The 17,270-nt window shown below is 53.7% G+C and carries 15 protein-coding genes; 14 read left to right on the top strand and 1 reads right to left on the bottom strand.

The annotated features are described in order from the left end of the window. Nucleotides 1–22 precede the first annotated feature (22 nt). The 11 genes from RB297_RS25270 to RB297_RS25220 all read left to right on the top strand — a co-directional run bounded on the left by RB297_RS25270 (nt 23) and on the right by RB297_RS25220 (nt 11,323). Nucleotides 23–1,345 (top strand): LLM class flavin-dependent oxidoreductase, encoded by a 1,323-nt coding sequence (locus RB297_RS25270; protein ID WP_375121740.1) that lies wholly within the window; start codon nt 23–25, stop codon nt 1,343–1,345. Nucleotides 1,346–1,601: 256 nt separating this feature from the next. Then, the gene (locus tag RB297_RS25265) at nt 1,602–2,615 is read left to right on the top strand and encodes an aldo/keto reductase (RefSeq protein WP_277746768.1); all 1,014 of its coding nucleotides are present in this window, start codon (nt 1,602–1,604) and stop codon (nt 2,613–2,615) included. A gap of 45 nt (nt 2,616–2,660) precedes the next feature. After that, entirely contained in the window at nt 2,661–4,001 is a 1,341-nt protein-coding gene (locus RB297_RS25260; protein WP_096776378.1) for an LLM class flavin-dependent oxidoreductase, read from the top strand. A gap of 5 nt (nt 4,002–4,006) precedes the next feature. Next, entirely contained in the window at nt 4,007–4,783 is a 777-nt protein-coding gene (locus tag RB297_RS25255) for an ABC transporter permease (RefSeq protein WP_375121739.1), read from the top strand. Between the two features lie 41 nt (nt 4,784–4,824). Then, on the top strand, nt 4,825–5,841 hold the full coding sequence (locus RB297_RS25250; protein WP_096776376.1) for an ABC transporter substrate-binding protein: 1,017 nt from the start codon (nt 4,825–4,827) through the stop codon (nt 5,839–5,841). A 21-nt stretch (nt 5,842–5,862) separates the two neighbouring features. Continuing rightward, entirely contained in the window at nt 5,863–6,636 is a 774-nt protein-coding gene (locus RB297_RS25245) for an ABC transporter ATP-binding protein (protein WP_375121738.1), read from the top strand. 34 nt (nt 6,637–6,670) lie between these two features. After that, nucleotides 6,671–7,513, top strand: a complete 843-nt coding sequence (locus tag RB297_RS25240) for a sulfurtransferase (protein WP_375121737.1) — start codon at nt 6,671–6,673, stop codon at nt 7,511–7,513. A 138-nt stretch (nt 7,514–7,651) separates the two neighbouring features. Next, complete coding sequence (locus tag RB297_RS25235; RefSeq protein ID WP_277749093.1) at nt 7,652–8,431, top strand: helix-turn-helix domain-containing protein; 780 nt, start codon at nt 7,652–7,654, stop codon at nt 8,429–8,431. A gap of 159 nt (nt 8,432–8,590) precedes the next feature. Beyond that, entirely contained in the window at nt 8,591–9,487 is an 897-nt protein-coding gene (locus RB297_RS25230; RefSeq protein ID WP_375121736.1) for a phytanoyl-CoA dioxygenase family protein, read from the top strand. Between the two features lie 208 nt (nt 9,488–9,695). After that, entirely contained in the window at nt 9,696–10,544 is an 849-nt protein-coding gene (locus RB297_RS25225; protein WP_375121772.1) for an AraC family transcriptional regulator, read from the top strand. Nucleotides 10,545–10,804: 260 nt separating this feature from the next. Next, complete coding sequence (locus RB297_RS25220) at nt 10,805–11,323, top strand: DinB family protein (RefSeq protein ID WP_375121735.1); 519 nt, start codon at nt 10,805–10,807, stop codon at nt 11,321–11,323. Nucleotides 11,324–11,397: 74 nt separating this feature from the next. Here RB297_RS25220 and RB297_RS25215 read toward each other — a convergent pair whose 3' ends face one another. Beyond that, nucleotides 11,398–12,426 (bottom strand): LacI family DNA-binding transcriptional regulator, encoded by a 1,029-nt coding sequence (locus RB297_RS25215; protein ID WP_096776369.1) that lies wholly within the window; start codon nt 12,424–12,426, stop codon nt 11,398–11,400. A gap of 316 nt (nt 12,427–12,742) precedes the next feature. Here RB297_RS25215 and RB297_RS25210 point away from each other — a divergent pair, with 316 nt between their 5' ends. From RB297_RS25210 to RB297_RS25200, 3 genes are all read left to right on the top strand, one after another. Beyond that, nucleotides 12,743–13,792, top strand: a complete 1,050-nt coding sequence (locus RB297_RS25210) for a 2,3-butanediol dehydrogenase (RefSeq protein ID WP_375121734.1) — start codon at nt 12,743–12,745, stop codon at nt 13,790–13,792. A gap of 191 nt (nt 13,793–13,983) precedes the next feature. Beyond that, entirely contained in the window at nt 13,984–14,742 is a 759-nt protein-coding gene (locus RB297_RS25205) for an ABC transporter ATP-binding protein (protein WP_096776368.1), read from the top strand. Next, on the top strand, nt 14,739–17,225 hold the full coding sequence (locus RB297_RS25200; RefSeq protein WP_375121733.1) for an FtsX-like permease family protein: 2,487 nt from the start codon (nt 14,739–14,741) through the stop codon (nt 17,223–17,225). Before RB297_RS25205 ends, RB297_RS25200 begins: the two co-directional genes overlap by 4 nt. Nucleotides 17,226–17,270: the final 45 nt, after the last annotated feature.

Genomic DNA, 17,270 nt, shown 5'->3' with positions numbered 1-17,270 from the left:
AAACCGGAGGGGAGTGAACGTGATGGGTTCAGATCAACGCCAAATCATCCTAGGCGCTTTTCTGATGAATTACGGCCATCATATCGCTGCATGGCGTCATGCCGATTCGGCAGGGGTCGGGGCGATGGACTACGATTTCTATAAACGCTGCGCCCAAGCAGCCGAACGCGGAAAATTCGATATGGTATTCCTTGCGGACAACAACTCGATCCCGTTGATCGAGGATTTACGGACGAATGTCAGCTTTCTGCAGCCTGAAGCGCTCACCATGCTGAGCGGCCTCGCCGGGGTGACGGAACGTATTGGATTAGCCGGAACGGCATCTACAACCTTCAACGAGCCGTACGGATTGGCCAGGCGTCTGTCTACGCTGGATCATATCAGCGGCGGCAGGGCCGCCTGGAATGTGGTGACCTCCACGAAGGATGCGGAGGCACGCAATTTTGGATCGGCGGTATTAATGGAGCACGAAAAACGGTATGAAAGGGCGGAGGAATTTCTACGAGTCGTGACCGGATTATGGGACGGCTGGGAGGACGATGCCCTTGTATTGGATCGGCAAAAGGCGGTCTTTGCCGATACGGCACGGATTCATCGGGCGCATCATGAAGGCGAGTACTTCTGGGTGGAAGGGCCCTTGAACATGCCGAGATCTCCGCAGGGGAGGCCTGTCATCATTGAAGCGGGAACCTCGGCTGCCGGAAGAAGGCTGGCGGCTCGAACGGCTGATGTCGTGTTCACGGCCTGCGAGAGTAGGGAGGATGCGATCAAGTATTACCGCGAGTTTAAGGACTTGCTCATGGAGTATGCACGGGAGAGGGAAGAGGTAAAGGTTCTGCCGGGACTGCAGGTTTTCCTTGGGGACAGCGAAGCCGAAGCCATGGCATATCACCGGACATTCAGCGAGCTCATTCTGCCGGAGGCAGGGGTGAAGTATGTGTCCCAGCTGCTGAATGCGGATTTGACGGGATATCCGGCAGACGGCCCGCTGCCCGATTTGCCGCGGGAAGGAAACAGCAGCCGGGCGATCATGATTATGGATATGGCCGCGAAGTCAGGGATGAGCATTCTGGAGCTCGGCCGGCATTACGCGGTGTCGAGGGGACATATGACGATGGTTGGCACTGCGCGGCAAGTTGCCGATATGATGGAGGATTGGTTCCGCAGCTTGGCCTGCGATGGATTCAACATAATGGCTCCTCTGCTCCCGAGCGGGCTCGAACAGTTTGTGGAGCGCGTAGTCCCGCTGCTTCAGCAGCGGGGGCTGTTTCGCGAGGAATATGCGGGCAGGACGCTACGAGATCACCTCGGGCTGATCCGGCCGCAAACCCAACATGAAAAATAATTGACGACAAAATTAGACGGTGTTATAATCCAACTTAACATATCGGAAATGATAGAATTAGATGCTTTGTTTATCTACCTAACCAACGGAGATGAACGAGACGTTCGATTCTAAGGGCTACATGACAATTATAACGCTAATATGATTGATGCACATTCTACCGGACGACCGGAGATGCATCCTTGGATCAAGTTATGATCCGAGGGGTGTCTCCGGTTGTTTTTTTATGAATCTAGCAAAGTGAGGGGTTGGCATTATGCAGTATAGAACACTGGGCAGAACCGGGGTTCAAGTGTCGGAGGTAAGCCTCGGGACGATGTCTTTCGGGCGCTGGATCGATGAGAGGGATTCGGCCGCCGTATTGGATCAAGCGCTTGGTTCCGGCATCAATCTGATCGATACGGCTGACGTTTACGGCACGGGCATGGATAACGGAAACGTCAAGCAGCTCGGGGAATCGGAAGAAATTCTGGGCAGGCTGCTGAAGGAGCGAAGACAGGACATTCTCCTGGCAACCAAGCTGCATAATCGCATCGGACCCGGCATCAATGACCAGGGCCAAAGCCGCTATCATATTTACCGTGCGCTGGAGAACAGTCTTGCCCGGCTCCAAACGGATTATATCGATCTTTATCAAGTACATCGGTTTGATGAGTTAACCCCGCTGGACGAGACGCTTGATGCGCTTACGGATCTTGTACGGCAGGGGAAAGTGCGTTACATCGGCTGCTCGAACTATGCGGCTTGGCAGCTCGCCAAAGCCCACGGCATCAGTGCGCTGCATGGCCTTCGCCGGTTCGAAAGCGTACAGCCGGAATACAGTCTCATTACTAGAGAGATTGAACGCGAGCTGATTCCCTTTGCCCAGTCCGAGCAGGTCGGGGTTATCGTGTACAGTCCGCTCGGCCGGGGCATATTGTCCGGCAAATATCGGGCGGGCGAAGCTCCCCCAACGGACTCGCGCCTAGCTGCAGGCGAGCAGCGGTTACGATTGCTGCTGAACCAGCGGCATGCGCTTTCCGTCGTGGAGGGGATCCGGCCGCTGGCCGAACAGCGGGGATGGACGCTTCCGCAGTTCGCCCTGAATTGGGTGCTCAGCCGCCCTGGCATCACGTCAGCCATTGTCGGGGCATCGAAGCCTGAGCACATCGCGGATACGCTGAAGCATTCGGATGAACGGCTGACAGAGGAAGAACTGCAGGAGATCGACCGCTTGACGGAGGAATTCCGCGGATCAAGCAGATATAACGCCAGTACCTATTCGGCATGATCATGATCAACCATAACCAATATGGATCAGGAAGGTGACACAACCATGAGTTCAAAACGTCGTCAATTGCATCTTGGATTGTTCTTATTCGGGACGGGCTATCATCCCGCGGGCTGGAGGCTGCCCGAAGGCAAAACGGACGGGGCTTACGATCCCCAGTTCCTGAAGGAGGTCGCCCAGAAGCTTGAAAAGGCCAAGTTCGATTTCTTTTTCCTGGGGGACCGATTGGCCACGAGCGCGGATATGCAGCATTTATTCCCTTCCCAAATGACGCGGCTGGAGCCGTTCACCATGCTGTCCTATCTGGCAGCGGCAACGGATAAAATCGGTTTGATCGGCACGGTGAACACCACCTATGCCGAGCCTTACAACATCGCACGCTTCACGGCATCGCTGGATCATCTCAGCCGGGGCCGGGCCTCATGGAATGTCGTGACAGGCTCCGATACGCGGGCTGCGCTGAATTTCAGCCGGGAGAAGCATTGGGATAACGCCAAGCGGTACGACTATGCCGAGGAATTCATCGAAATCGTCAGCGGGCTGTGGGACACCTGGGAGGATGACTCCCTTCCGCGGGACAAGGCAAGCGGCGTGTTCGCCGACGGCAGCAAGGTGCATGCCCTGGACCATGTCGGCGAGCACTTCTCCGTCGCCGGGCCGCTGAACATTCTGCGTCCGATACAGGGACAGCTTCCGCTGATCACGGCAGGAACCTCCCTGCGCAGCCAAATGCTGGCGGCCCAATACTCCGACATGGTCTTCACCGGAACGAACGTCAAAGAAGTCGCCGTGAAATTTTACAAGGAAGTGAAAGAGCGCCTGCCAGCGTATGGAAGGGAAGCTTCGGATTTGAAGGTCCTTCCCGGGCTGGTTCCGATCGTGGGCCGGACGGAGGAAGAAGCACGGGCCAAATATGCGGAGCTGAACGAACTGGTGGTGACCGATTTCGATCTGGGTCCCCTTTCGGATAAGATCGGAATCGACCTGAGGGGATATTCGCTGGAGGATCCGCTGCCTGACCTATCCGCTTCGGAAGCCGCGCTGCACTGGGCCGATTTGGCCAGAGGGGCGAACGGACGCGAGGATATTACGATCAGGGACCTGTTCTATTTCTTCACCGTCACGGTCCGCGGGCATCTGCTCGTGGTCGGCAGCGCGCAGCAGGTAGCGGATATCATCGAAGAGTGGTTCCGGGATGAAGCGGCCGACGGGTTCAATGTTTGCCCTCCCTATATGCCTGGCGGTCTGGATCTGTTCCTGGAGCTGGTTGTGCCGGAGCTTCAGCGCAGAGGCTTGTTCCGCACCGAGTATGAAGGCAGCACCTTCCGGGAGCATTTGGGACTGAGCCGCCCAAGGAACCGTTATGACCTGATTGCGAAGGGGTGAGCCGGATGGGAACGAGGAATGCCAAGAAATTCCCCGGCATCTGGGCAGGTCAGGGGGCATTGCTGCTGGTCATACTGGGGATCTGCGAGGTTCTGGTTCGCACGGAGACCGTCAGCAGCTTGTATCTGCCTGCGCCTTCCCAAGTATTCCGCGAACTGTTCAAGCAGTTCGGTGACGGGGAGATCTGGAAGCACCTGTACGTCACATTGGCCGAGTTCGTTGCGGGCTACGGCATTGCGGCCATTGGCGGGCTCGCCGTCGGCATGGCTCTGGTGCTGATCCCATGGGCGGAGCGGTTCTTCCGGCCGTACCTTTCGGCGCTGATGGCGATTCCGAAGGTGACGATCGTTCCGCTGCTGGCGCTCTGGCTCGGGATCGGGATCACGCATAAAATATCGATTGTGTTCCTGTTCTGTTTCTTTACGATCACGGTCAATACGATGACCGGAATCAAACAGACGGCGGACAACCATCTGAAGGTCGCCAAAGTATTCGAGGCGACGCGCTATCAGACCATCATGAAGGTGATATTGCCATCGGCTGCGCCCACCATTTTTGCCGCTCTCCGAATTTCGGCCGCTACCGGACTGGTCGGGGCGCTGTTCGGGGAGATGCTGGCGTCGAAGGATGGCCTTGGCAATATTCTCGTGAAGGCGACATCGCTGTACAATACCGCACAGGCTTTTGCCATTGTAGCGCTGGTTACCGTCGTATCCGTACTTATCATTTCATTGATCGATTTGTTGGAACGCAGCGTTTTTTTGAAATGGAAATCATCATAGACCATCGGGCAAAAGCACCACTACCAGGGGGAGAGAACCATATGAACAGAAGAGGAATACGTCCATACCTAATAGCACTTGCGGCGCTATGGCTGATCGCCATGACGGCCGGCTGCGCAAGCGGTCAAGATAACGGGAAGGAAGCGGCACCGTCCGCCGGGGACGGAGAGAGCGCGGCAGGCGCCAAGCTGGAGAAGATCCGGTATGCGCCGCTTAGCGGGGTCAGCGGACTGGCGGTGTCCTTCGGGGCGGAGAAGGGTTTCTTTGAGGAGGAAGGACTCGACGTCGAATTTATCACCACCAAGGACCCGATAGCCGGTCTGACCAGCAAGGACATTGACGTGGTCGACGTGGCCACGACGACGGCGATCGTGGCTGCGGGCAAGGGCGCTCCCGTCAAAATCGTCTCCTCCATGTTCCGGACCAAGGGGCCGTTCTACCTGATCGCCTCGCCGGAGATCCAGAAGGTGGAAGACCTGAAGGGCAAGAAGGTGGGCATCGCCGTGTTCGGCAGCGGCCTGGAGGTATATACGCAGGTCATCCTGAAGGAGCACGGATTGAGTCCGGACGATGTGACCTTCATTGCCAACAGCACGCATCAGGCGGCTTACGCGAGTCTGGAAACCGGACAGGTCGACGCCACCATCATTCATGAACCGTTCGCTTCTCTGGCTGAAAAGCAGGGAAAGGGCCATATCATCGCTACAGGCTGGGATTACCTGCCGACCTTCCACACCGGGGTGCTGGCGGCCCGCGACGGTATTCTGGAAGAGAAACCGGAATTGGTCGAGAAGCTGCTGCGAGCTTACTTCAAATCGCAGGAGTATGCGAAGAGCCATCCGGACGAGTTTAAGGCTTACTATCTGAACAACATCGAGATCGATCCCGAGGTGCTGGATCTGGCGCTGAAGCGCGAAGAGGTGCTGTGGGAGAACAATCCGGACGTGGACATCAACGCGTTGAATGATACCCAGCAGATTCAGAAGGAGCTGGGCTTCCAGGATGAGATCTACAAGGTGGAGGATATTCTGGACCTCAGGTTTATTCCGAAAAAATAAAGTATGGCAGGAGGCGTTCCTATGTCCGGCTTTACGGTTGAAAATGTCTCGAAGGTCTATGGCGGCGACCTTCCAACGATATCGCTTCAAAATATAAACCTGCAAGTGCGGGACGGCGAATTTCTGTGCGTCCTCGGGCCGAGCGGCTGCGGAAAAAGCACGCTGCTGGAGCTGCTGGCGGGATTGCAGCTTCCGACGGAGGGCGACATTTTGCTGGATGGCAAGAAGGTTCAGGGGCCTACGCGGAGCTCTGGGGTCGTATTCCAGGATGCATCCCTGTACCCGTGGCGCACCATTTCGCAGAACGTCGGCCTTGGGCTGGAGCTTGCCGGCATGAAAAAAGCGGAGCGGCAAACGCTCGTGGACAAATATCTGAGCATGGTCGGCTTGGAGGGATTCGGCTCGAAATATCCACATCATTTATCGGGTGGCATGCGGCAGCGAGCAGGGATCGCAAGAGCGCTCGTGAGTAGTCCGAGCATCCTCCTGATGGACGAGCCGTTCGGCGCGGTGGACCATCTTACCCGGCTTCAGCTTCAGCAGGATCTGCTCCGCATATGGCAGGAGGAGCAGAAAACGGTGGTGTTTGTGACCCATGACGTATCCGAAGCCGTCTTTCTCGCAGACCGGGTCGTCCTGCTGTCCCCGCGCCCCGGGCGCATTCACCATATTTTCGACGTTTCCCATGAGCGTCCGCGCAAGCGGGAGGATGCCAGCCTCCTGAAGATTCAGAACGACATCTACGCTGCGATTTATGACGTCAAGACGGAAGAGGATTTGGAATTTACGATTTAAACGGCAGCTTGATATCAGAAGGGACGAGGAGCCTATGTCAAATATCGTAAGCAAGGAATGGGTGCTGGAACAGCTGCAGTCGAATCCGGGTCAGCTTGTCGTTGCGGACGTCCGATTCAGCCCGGGCGACGCGAATTACGGCTACGAGGTTTATCAGCGCGAGCATGTGCCCGGTGCCGTATTCGTTGATTTGAAAAAGGATTTGACGGATTCTCCAGGCGAGCACGGCGGCCGGAGCCCCTTGCCGCATACGGAGGAGCTGGCCCGGAGGCTCGGCAAGCTCGGGATCGATGCGAGTACGCCCGTCGTTGTCTATGACGATGACCTTCGCCCGGAAGGTGCGCGGTTATGGTGGATTTTGAAATACCTGGGCCACGGTTCGGCATATATATTGGATGGAGGATTCGCCGGCTGGAAGTCGGCCGGATATCCGCTCACCTCGAAAAGAAGCGAGGCGGCTCCGCGCGTATTCCAGCCGAACGTGCGGGAGGAATGGCTGGCTGATGTGAATGAGGTGAGGGCAAAGATCGGCAAAACCGGCGTGACCCTGCTCGATTCAAGGGATTGGAAGCAGTTCACGGGAGAAACGGCACCACAGGATCCGGTGGCCGGACATATTCCGGGAGCGGCGCATGCCTATTGGAAGGACGGGATCGATGAAAACGGGACGCTAAAGGGAGCCGAGCGGCAGCGGGAGCGTTTTGCCGGGTTGTCCTTCGATGACGAAGTGATTGTATATTGCGGATCTGGGTTGTCGGCTTGCCCGAACGTGCTGGCTTTGCGGGAAGCCGGGTACCGCAAGGTGAAGCTGTACGCAGGCAGCTGGAGCGATTGGATCAGCTACAAGGACCATGAGATTGCCGCAGGTGAAGATTGATCATGGATCATGCTGAGACTGCAGCAAGCTAAGGTGCTTCTCGCAGGTTATCCCGACTTGACGTAAGGTTTATCGACGGTATAGTTGAAATCATAACCGTTCGAAATCGACATGCGGCAAGGGGGATTAACAACCTTGATGGAATGTAAAAGTTTTATTGGCGCGCATGATGAACATTGGGAAGATGACGGCTTAAGAAGCCACCAGGAACTTGAGATTACGTTGATAATGGAAGGTAGCGGCCGCTTTTGCGCGCACGGCAGGGAAGCGAGAGTGGAATCCGGGAACGTGGTTCTCATTCCGTCCGAGGTTCCCCATTCGTTCCACGCGTTGTCTCCTATACGCTTCGGCGTGCTTTTGGCGGACCGCATTCCGTCTGAGGTGAAGGAGCTGTTCGACAGGCTTATTCAGGATGGCGGCACTCGTATCATCGCCCTGTCCCGTCTGGATCGGGACCGTTATGAACGCTTGTTCCGCGAATGGCTGAGAATCCGTTCTGCTCCGTTGAAAGACCCGATACGGAATTATGCGGTCTGGGTGGAGCTGCTTTTATTGTTTCTTAACGAACACGCCCATTCCGATCATCAGGCGCTGTCCATCTCGTTCATCGGCGACTACATCCGTCAGCATATCCGGGATCCAATGCATGTCTCTACCCTGGCGGAAATGGCGGGGCTGTCCGAGGATGGCTTCCGCAAGCAGTTCGCCAAAATATACGGCATGACCCCGAAGCAGTACCAGCAGCAATGCCGGCTTGCGGAAGCGAAGTGGCTCTTAAGCTCCTCCGATAAAGACCTCCAGTCGCTTGCCGAATCGGTTGGCTTCTCCCAGCTTCACTCGTTCTCGCTCTGGTTCAAAAAAATGGAGGGCTGCCCCCCATCGGAGTGGAGAAACCGGCAGCGCCTATATCATCACTAACGCGCTTACGATAGCCTACCGCGGATGCAGACGGGTTTTGCGTAAATTTGGTTCGGTTTTCGGTAACGACTTCCTCTTCCGGATCCAATAGGATAAGGATACTTGAAGCGTGGATGTTTCGCTTCAGGTTATCCTGACGGACAGAAAGGGAGGTTTGTTATGAAGGTGACCATCGGACAACGGGAACTGGAGTGGGGAGGTAAATACCTCACGGAATTAAGAGACTGCAATGACATGCTGGAGGATACGGTCGCGCTGCGAAACCGGCTGCGGGAGGATGGATATCTCCTGATTCGCGGTTTCCATAAGCGGGAACGGGTCTTGAACGCAAGAATGGAGTTCTTGAATAAACTCGGGGCCATGGGCAGATTGGATCCCCATGCCCTTGTCGAAGACGGGATCATCGGACCGGAGAACAAGGGCGGAATGTGGGGCGGCAGTACCGAGGAATTGCAGCCGGATTTCCCCCAGTTTTTGGACGTTGTCAATTCGCCGGCGGTGCTGGACTTCTTTGGACGATTGCTGGGCGGAGCCGCGATGACATACGACTACAAGTGGCCGCGCGCCGTCGCTCGCGGAGGCAATACCGGCGCTCATTACGATGTTGTGTATATGGGTAGAGGCACGAAGGATTTGTACACTATGTGGACGCCGTATGGGGATATCCCTCTTGAAATGGGAACGTTGGCGATGTGTCTCGGGTCCCAGCATTTTACGAAAATCAAGATGACCTACGGTGAAATGGACGTTGATCGTGACAATGTTGCCACGGGCTGGTTCTCCGAGGATCCCGTCGAGATTGTGGACCGTTACGGCGGGCAATGGGCGACGACCGCTTTTGAGGCCGGAGACGCCATTATATTCGGAATGTATATGATGCACACCTCGCTGAACAACAGCACCAACCGTTACCGAATCAGCGCGGATACCCGTTATCAGCTTGCATCCGAACCGGTGGATGAGCGATGGATCGGCCGCAAACCCAAAGGTCATTATGCTTGGGGACGCACACCGCAGAAGTCCGTAGCCGAAGCCCGCAAGGAATGGGGAGTATAAGAGTTCTAATGGCTTAAGCTCAGATTTGCAAGTAGAGTACATCGCAAAAAAAGAACACAAAGCTCGTCGACCAGATCACTGGAGGCATGGCCATGAAGCCGTGCCTCTTTGTTATTTTTATGCGGTGAAGGCAGGCGTATCATGCTCCGCATGTTGCATTCGGCAGGAAGCATTTTATTTGAGGCGGGAGGGATTTCATGTGAAGGAGATGGTCTTCGAGCATCCCAATATGAAGTACGGCATACCTTCGGACATGGAAAGAAAGGGCGGAATCTGGATTCTCCGTGCAGGCCGGAGTTTGGCCAGACCCAACTACAGCGTCGGCCCCAAAATATCCGAGAACTATGCGCTGCATTTTGTCCTGAACGGGAAAATCTCGCTGGCATTCGGGGATAAGGTAGTTACGTTGTCGGCAGGGGATGCCTTTTGCCTGTTTCCTCATACGAGGTACAGTTATTGGGAACCGAACGGCGATCCCGAACCGAAGCTGCGCATGCAGTGGATCGTCTTGGACGGAGAAGCAGCGGAGAGCGCATTGACCCGAATCGGGCTGCACCCCTCCTCGCCCTTTCTGCATAATGTGATGAAGGGCGGGCTGCAGGCGGTGCTGGATCAAATTTACGGGTGCGTGGATGACGATACCATCGGTCACGAGTTTGGACGGCAGAAGCGGTTGTATCAGCTGTTTGAACTTTTGGCTGCCGCCCCGGCCAAAAGAGAAACGAAACCGAATTGGCTCGAACAAAGCGTGCATTACATGGATTCCCACTACATGGAAGGGATCACGGTGACGGATGTGGTCCATCAAGCCGGCGTGCACCGGACGCATCTCTACTGCGAATTCATTCGGGTGCATGGCATCAGTCCGAGCCATTATTTGATGAAGCTGCGGATGGAGCGGGCAGCGGTTCTGCTGACCGAAACCGACGTGTCCGTGACGGAGGTGGCGTTCTCGCTGGGATATTCCAATCTCCACACGTTTTCGAGAGCATTCGCTAAGTATTATCGCATATCGCCTACTTCGTATCGGCTGCAGCATGCGCCGGTTCCGACCTAGGTGAACGCAAAACAGGCATGCCGCACAAGGCTGTGACAGGGAGTTGCATGGAACCTGTTGCGGTCTTTTTTTGTTGGAACTAGAACCATACGATGATTCACGCTTATTTGGCCGCATATATGCTAGAATGGGATTAGGTAAATTTCAGGAGGCGTTCGAGATGAAAACAACAATCGTACACGGGCAAACTAATATGGGGATTAGCGCATAATTGCCCTTAAACTGCGTGCTTCCCCGCCTATGAAAAGGGGAACAACGATTTGAAAACATGGATCTTACAGCAGCATGATTACCACGTATGGGCAAACCGGAAGGTTTGCGAATATTTGCAGGGGCTTTCGGAAGAGGTATACCGCAAGGAGATTGTCAGCGTCTTTTCATCCATTTATGACACGATGGTGCACATCTATGTCATTGATTCCGGCTGGCTGTCGTTCTTTAACGCGGGCGGAGTCACGGAGATGTCGCCTGCGTACTTGGAGAGTCTGAAGGATTCGATTGCTCGGCTGGTTGCGGAAACGGAAGGCAAGCGAATCGAAGAATTGGGCCGGTTAATGGACGATCTGGCTGCACGCTTCCGGTTGTTTATCGAACAGCACGAGAATCTGCACACCATCTATCCGTCCGGAGCTTTTAGAGCCAGCTGCCTGGATTATATTCAGCATATGGTCAATCACGGGACCTATCATCGGGGGAACGTAACCGCCATGCTCCGGCAAATCGGACATCCCGGCACGCCTACCGACTATGGCTATTATTTGTATACGATAAGCCATTAAGCGTTCATGATTCATAATGGGAAAGAGCCCGGAACATCGCGTTCCGGGCTCTTCTTTACGGGTCCGAATCACGCTTAGTCGATTGTTGCGGTTCGGATCACGGACACGCTCGATTCCCTGACAATAAGCCTCGGCTCGAATTGCACGCGCTCGAATTGCCCGGTCTTTTGCTCGCGAAGCCGCTTCAGCAGCAATTCCGTCGCAAGCCGGGCCACTTCATCGCCCATGATGGACACCGAACTGATCTGCGGCGTCGTGACGGTGGTCCATGCATTGTTATCGATGCCGACGACCGCCACATCGTCGGGAACCCGAACCTTCAGTTCCTTAAAACGGTTGACGATGCCGATGGCAACCATATCGTTAACCGCGTAGATGGCGTCTGGCATATGCCTCAGGCCGTAGAAATAGTCCGCCGCGCGAACCCCTGTCTCAAACGAGAAGTCCTCCCCGAAATAGACAAGCGACGGATCGACTTTCTGCAGCGACTGTTCATAAGCCCAATAGCGCTCTTCGATTTTATCCTTGGGCGCACCGGCATAGGCGATTCGGCTCCGCCCGATTTTCAGCAGATGCTCCATGACAAGCCTGCCCTCCTGGCGTGCGAGGCCGACGATATCGGCTCTATACTCTTCACCCAGTTGTTTTCCGTAATTAATGATGGAGACGGGGAGGCTCGATTTGTTAATGAGGTCGCCAAGCGTTTTGGGATAGGCTAGCGGCATGATAATCAGGCCGTCCACGTGCAGTTTTTTGATATCCCTCACGATTTCCAGCTCGTTCCGTGCGTTCCCGGCCGTATTGATCTGAACGACCCGATAGCCGTGCTGTTTGGCGGTCTGTTCGACCGACCAGGCGATTTCCGGGATGATCGCATTCCGGATGTCGGGCACGGCGAGAGCGATTTGATTCGTCTGGCGGACCTTCAGGCTTTGAGCGGAGGTATCCGGACTGAAGCCGATTTCCTCGATCACCTGCATGATCCGCGCTTTCGTTTTCGGGCTGATGCCCTTGCTGTCGTTGATGGCTCGGGACACGGTTGCGATACCGACGCCCGCTTGTTTGGCGACATCTTCGATCGTTACTTTTCTGGGGTTCACCATATTCGATAAATTCCTCTCTATATCGGAAACGTTTCCTGTGTATGTGCGAATACAAGATGGGATTGAAGCCATTAACTATATTATAACATTAAGCTCGTCTCTCCATCACGGGATTCGCAGGGGAACAACTGGAACAAGCAAGCGATGCTGCATTTCCATGGCAAAGGCAGGGGAACGGCAGTCTGCAGTTGTCCATGACATTTCATACATTTTCGTGGAACGGGTTTGACAGATTGTCAAAACTGTGACATATTTGATTTCGGAAACGTTTCCTATTTCATTTTTATTTTTTCGAACCTATAAGGAGATGAAGACGATGCAAGCATTGCGCTGGCATGGAGTAAAGGACCTGCGTTTGGAGACGATCGCAGAGCCGCAAGCTACGAACGGAAAAGTGAAAATCAAGGTCGAGTGGTGCGGGATTTGTGGCAGTGATCTGCACGAATACGTGGCCGGGCCTATATTTATACCTGAGAATACGCCTCACGCCCTTACCGGAGAACAGGCTCCGGTGGTTATGGGCCATGAGTTTTCCGGCCAGGTTGTAGAGGTTGGCGAAGGCGTTACGAAATTCAAGGCTGGCGACCGCGTGGTTGTAGAGCCTGTCTTTGCATGCGGAACATGCGAAGCTTGCAGACAAGGGAAATACAATCTGTGCGACAAAATGGGCTTTCTCGGGCTCGCCGGCGGCGGCGGCGGTTTCTCCGAATATGTCGTCGCGGATGAGCACATGGTTCATAAAATCCCGGACAGCGTTTCTTATGAACAGGGAGCCCTGGTGGAACCTTCGGCAGTCGCGCTGTACGCCGTGCGCCAAAGCCAGCTGAAGGCTGGGGATCGGGCGGTCGTATTCGGTGCCGGGCCGATCGGCCTGCTTGTCATCGAAGCATTGAAGGCGGCGGGAGCATCCGAGATTTACGCCGTGGAGCTGTCCCCGGAACGCAAACAGAAAGCCGAGGAATTGGGGGCTATCGTCATTGATCCGAAGGCTTGCGATGTAGTAGAAGAGCTTCATCGCCGTACCGGTGCCGGAGTCGATGTGGCATTCGAGGTGACCGGAGTTCCGCCGGTTCTCACCCAAGCGATCAACTCGACGAAGATCGGCGGACAGATTATGATTGTCAGCATCTTCGAAACCTCCGCTCCGATCGTGCCGAATGACATCGTGATGAAGGAACGTAACATTACCGGAATCATCGGCTATCGCGACGTATTCCCGGCTGTGATCAGCCTGATGGAAAAAGGCTTCTTCCCGGCGGATAAGCTGGTCACCCAGCGGATCAAACTGGATGAGGTTATCGACCGGGGCTTTGAAGCCCTGCTTAAAGAGAAGAACCAAGTGAAGATCCTGGTGAGCGCTCACTAATATCGAAGCTGCATGGCTTATGAAAGACCGCGTAACGCGGTCTTTTTTTCTTTGGATGTTTATGCCAATAAGATATCAAACTAGTCAATTGCATTCCATGGATTCCATGAGATTACATATATAACCAAATCTGATATACTCATAGAGTATTTTATCCAGGTATAGACAAATAAATCGAGTGGAGGGATTGGATGAATCAGAAGAGTTTGTTATCGGTTCGCAATATCCACAAAACCTATGATGGAGACGGATTTAAAGTTCAAGCGCTAAAGAATGTTTCGTTTGGGCTGGCGGAGGGCGAATTGGTGGCGATTATGGGAACCAGCGGCTCCGGAAAAAGCACCCTGCTTAACATTATCAGCTCCTTGGACACCCCTAGCTCAGGCAGCATCGAGTTAAAGGGAGAGGTTATGGACCATATCTTCGTGGAACCTCATGCAACCCGCTACCGACGAGAAAATATCGGTTTTGTATTTCAATCTTTTCATTTATTGAATGATTTAAGCGTAGAAGAGAACATGGCGATTCCCTTGATCTTGCAAGGGGCATCGGAGGCGGAGATTCAGCACAAAGTCCAGGACATGCTCACCCTGCTTGGACTTGCGAGCTGGAGGAAGAAGCGGCCTGTTCAGCTGTCAGGGGGACAGCAGCAGCGGGTCGCCATCGGCCGGGCGCTGATTACGAATCCGCCGCTGCTGCTGGCAGACGAGCCGACCGGCAATCTGGATTACAATACCTCAAAGGAAATTCTTGAAGCTTTGGTGGAGATGAGAAGCGCCTTCAATCAAAGCATGATTATAGTAACGCATGATCCGAATGTAGCGGTTTATGCCGATCGGGTGTTATTTTTCCATGACGGTCAAATCGTGGATCAGTATGAGAGCAGCGGAGAGCGAAAGATGGATCCGATATTGAACATATTCAAGAAGATGATGGAGTTATCCGCATGATTCATTCACTGCGAGGCATAGCCCTTCGTATACTGGCCCGTAACAAGTCGATTCTGTCCTTTTCCGTGATTAGCATAAGTTTGGCCGTGTTTCTGATGATCACGATGTCTTCATTTATGGCGAATGCCAACCGTTCCATAGACCACGAAGTGAAACAGCAGTATGGCGATGTCGACATGATGGTGGGATACACTAACGAAGTGGACCATGCGACATCAGATCAACGCATTATGGATTTAATGCAGTCCACGGGCGGGGTGCGACAGATCTCTCCGGTCATGCTGTCCCGGATGTTCGTTAATGATCTCGCTGCACCTGTAGCCGTTGCCGGTATTGAGGATGACGCGTTGTCGATGAGCCGCTATCATTTCACAGCATATCCGGGACGCGAGGAGTTGATTCTGAACGAGTCGCTTGCAGAGGAGTTACAGTTGCGGGTGGGCAGTCGGTTGAAGGTTGAAAGGAAAGCGTACACAGTCACGGAGATCATTGGCGATCCGGTTGCCGCTGCAGGTACCACATCGGATCTGCTGCTTATGAACCGGGAGGAAGTCAGGCAGATTAAGACTGCAGGAGCCCAGCATGATGCGGTGTCAAGTTATGTGATGGTGCAGGCAGCGGATGATACCGATCTGCTGGTTCTGAGTGAGCAATTACAAGAGCTGGAGCCCGGGCTAACGATCGAGATTGCCGCGCAGGATTCAACCTTGAAAGCCTCTTTGTCTATTTTGGGCAATTACATCCTGGTCATCTCGGTCCTGATTGTTATGGTCATCTCCCTGCTGATCGTGTCCAATTTCGAAGGCATGCTGCATAAATACCGCTTCCAATTCGCCGTTCTCAGGTCTATGGGCGCGCAAACCGAACAGTTGTTTAAGATGGTGTTCATCCAATGCACGGTTACGAATGGGCTCGGTGTTCTGAGCGGCTTGCTGGTATCCCTACTAGGTTACACTTACATTATCCCATGGATATCCGGACTGTTTCTGGTTCCGCTGACGGATAGCCGTTTTGATGTTGGAGTTGCGACGATGGTCGCGGTGGCAAGCTTTATCATCCTGGAGTTATTTATGTTGATTCCTGCTTACAGAAGCACCAAGATACTGCCGCTTAAGATGCTGGAGATGAACCAGAATACCGATTTTAAAGGGCGGAAGGGACGAAAAACATTAGGGAAAGTGCTGATGGCGGCCTGCCTGTTTTTCATCCTCTTTGGGATCGCATTCTCGGGTACGCCGTCAGCTAACCCGGAGTTAAGCTTTTTAATAGGATTTCTATTGTTCGTATGGTCCGTGTTTACGATGGTTCCCGTATACCTTCCCGGTGTGTTGGCTAAGGTGTCGCCTGTGTTGAAGCTGCTAGGGGGGCGCGTTTCGTATGTTGCAATCAAAAATCTTGTGCCGCAGGTCAAGAAAAACACCTTCGTTATTCTGACGATCAGCCTAGCCATGATGATTGCCGTCATCGGCTCATCTCTTCTGAACACGATACAGCATAACGATCGGAATTATATCAAGAAGCAGTATGCCGCGGATATTCGGGTTGTCGACCGGCTTGAGAGTTCGTCTTCGATTGACCCTGATCAATTAAAGCAGCGGATATCGCAATTGGAAGGGATCGAGAAAGTAAGCACGGTCAGCCGGTTAAGTCCCGCCAAAAAGGAGAATGGCGAAAGAGTCGATTATGTTTTGGCTGATTTGGATGAACTGGCCGCGCAGCGGCTGCTCCCGGATATTTCGAACGTGACGAATGCCGTCATCGTGTCCAAACGTTATGCTGAGGTACATGCGCTAAGCATCGGCGATCCGATTCGTTTATCGGTATATCAAGACGAGGATCCAGAGAACTTCAAGAATGCGGGAACATTGACGGTAGCGGCCATTACGGAGCCGATTCAAAACACAGACATGTATATCGATTGGTCGAATGCAGCCTTCCATACGAAGTTTACGGTTTTTGGTACAGCTTATATAACACCAGTGAACGAGATTGCGGCATTAAATCAGCTGGAAGGCATCAAGGGGCAGTTCCCAACGGTGGATATCAGCAGTTATGCCCAAGCTCTGGAGAATTCAAGCAATATGTACACGCGGGTATGGTCCTTTTTCCTAAGTGCTATCATTGTGATTATGCTAAGCGTGACCATCGGCGTATTTAATTCCCTGATTAACAACATCTATAGTAAGCGTAAAGAATTTGCGGTATTACGGGCTATATCCGTGGACAAAAAGGGTCTTGTTCAGATCATTCTAACGCAGGTGCTGCTGTACCTATATATCGGAATGTTTGTAGGAGTCACGCTAGGGATTATTCTGTTATATGCTTGTAGATTGATTGACACGTCACCTATCCATATAAATGCTCCATTCGTGGCCATTATTATGGGAATCATGCTTGCGCTGGCGCTTGCCGTATTTATTCCGTATGCAAGGAGCCTTGCGAACAAAAAGGTTGCGTCCGAGCTGAATCATAGCCACGTATAGCGGTTGTACCAGCAATTGGCTGGGAGTAGGTCACACAGGCAATTT

Source organism: Paenibacillus sp. CR_12, from assembly GCF_041953985.1.
Classification (GTDB): domain Bacteria; phylum Bacillota; class Bacilli; order Paenibacillales; family Paenibacillaceae; genus Paenibacillus_AQ; species Paenibacillus_AQ lautus_A.
Note: the sequence above shows the minus strand (reverse complement) of the source record. Positions and strands in the feature narration are given on the sequence as shown.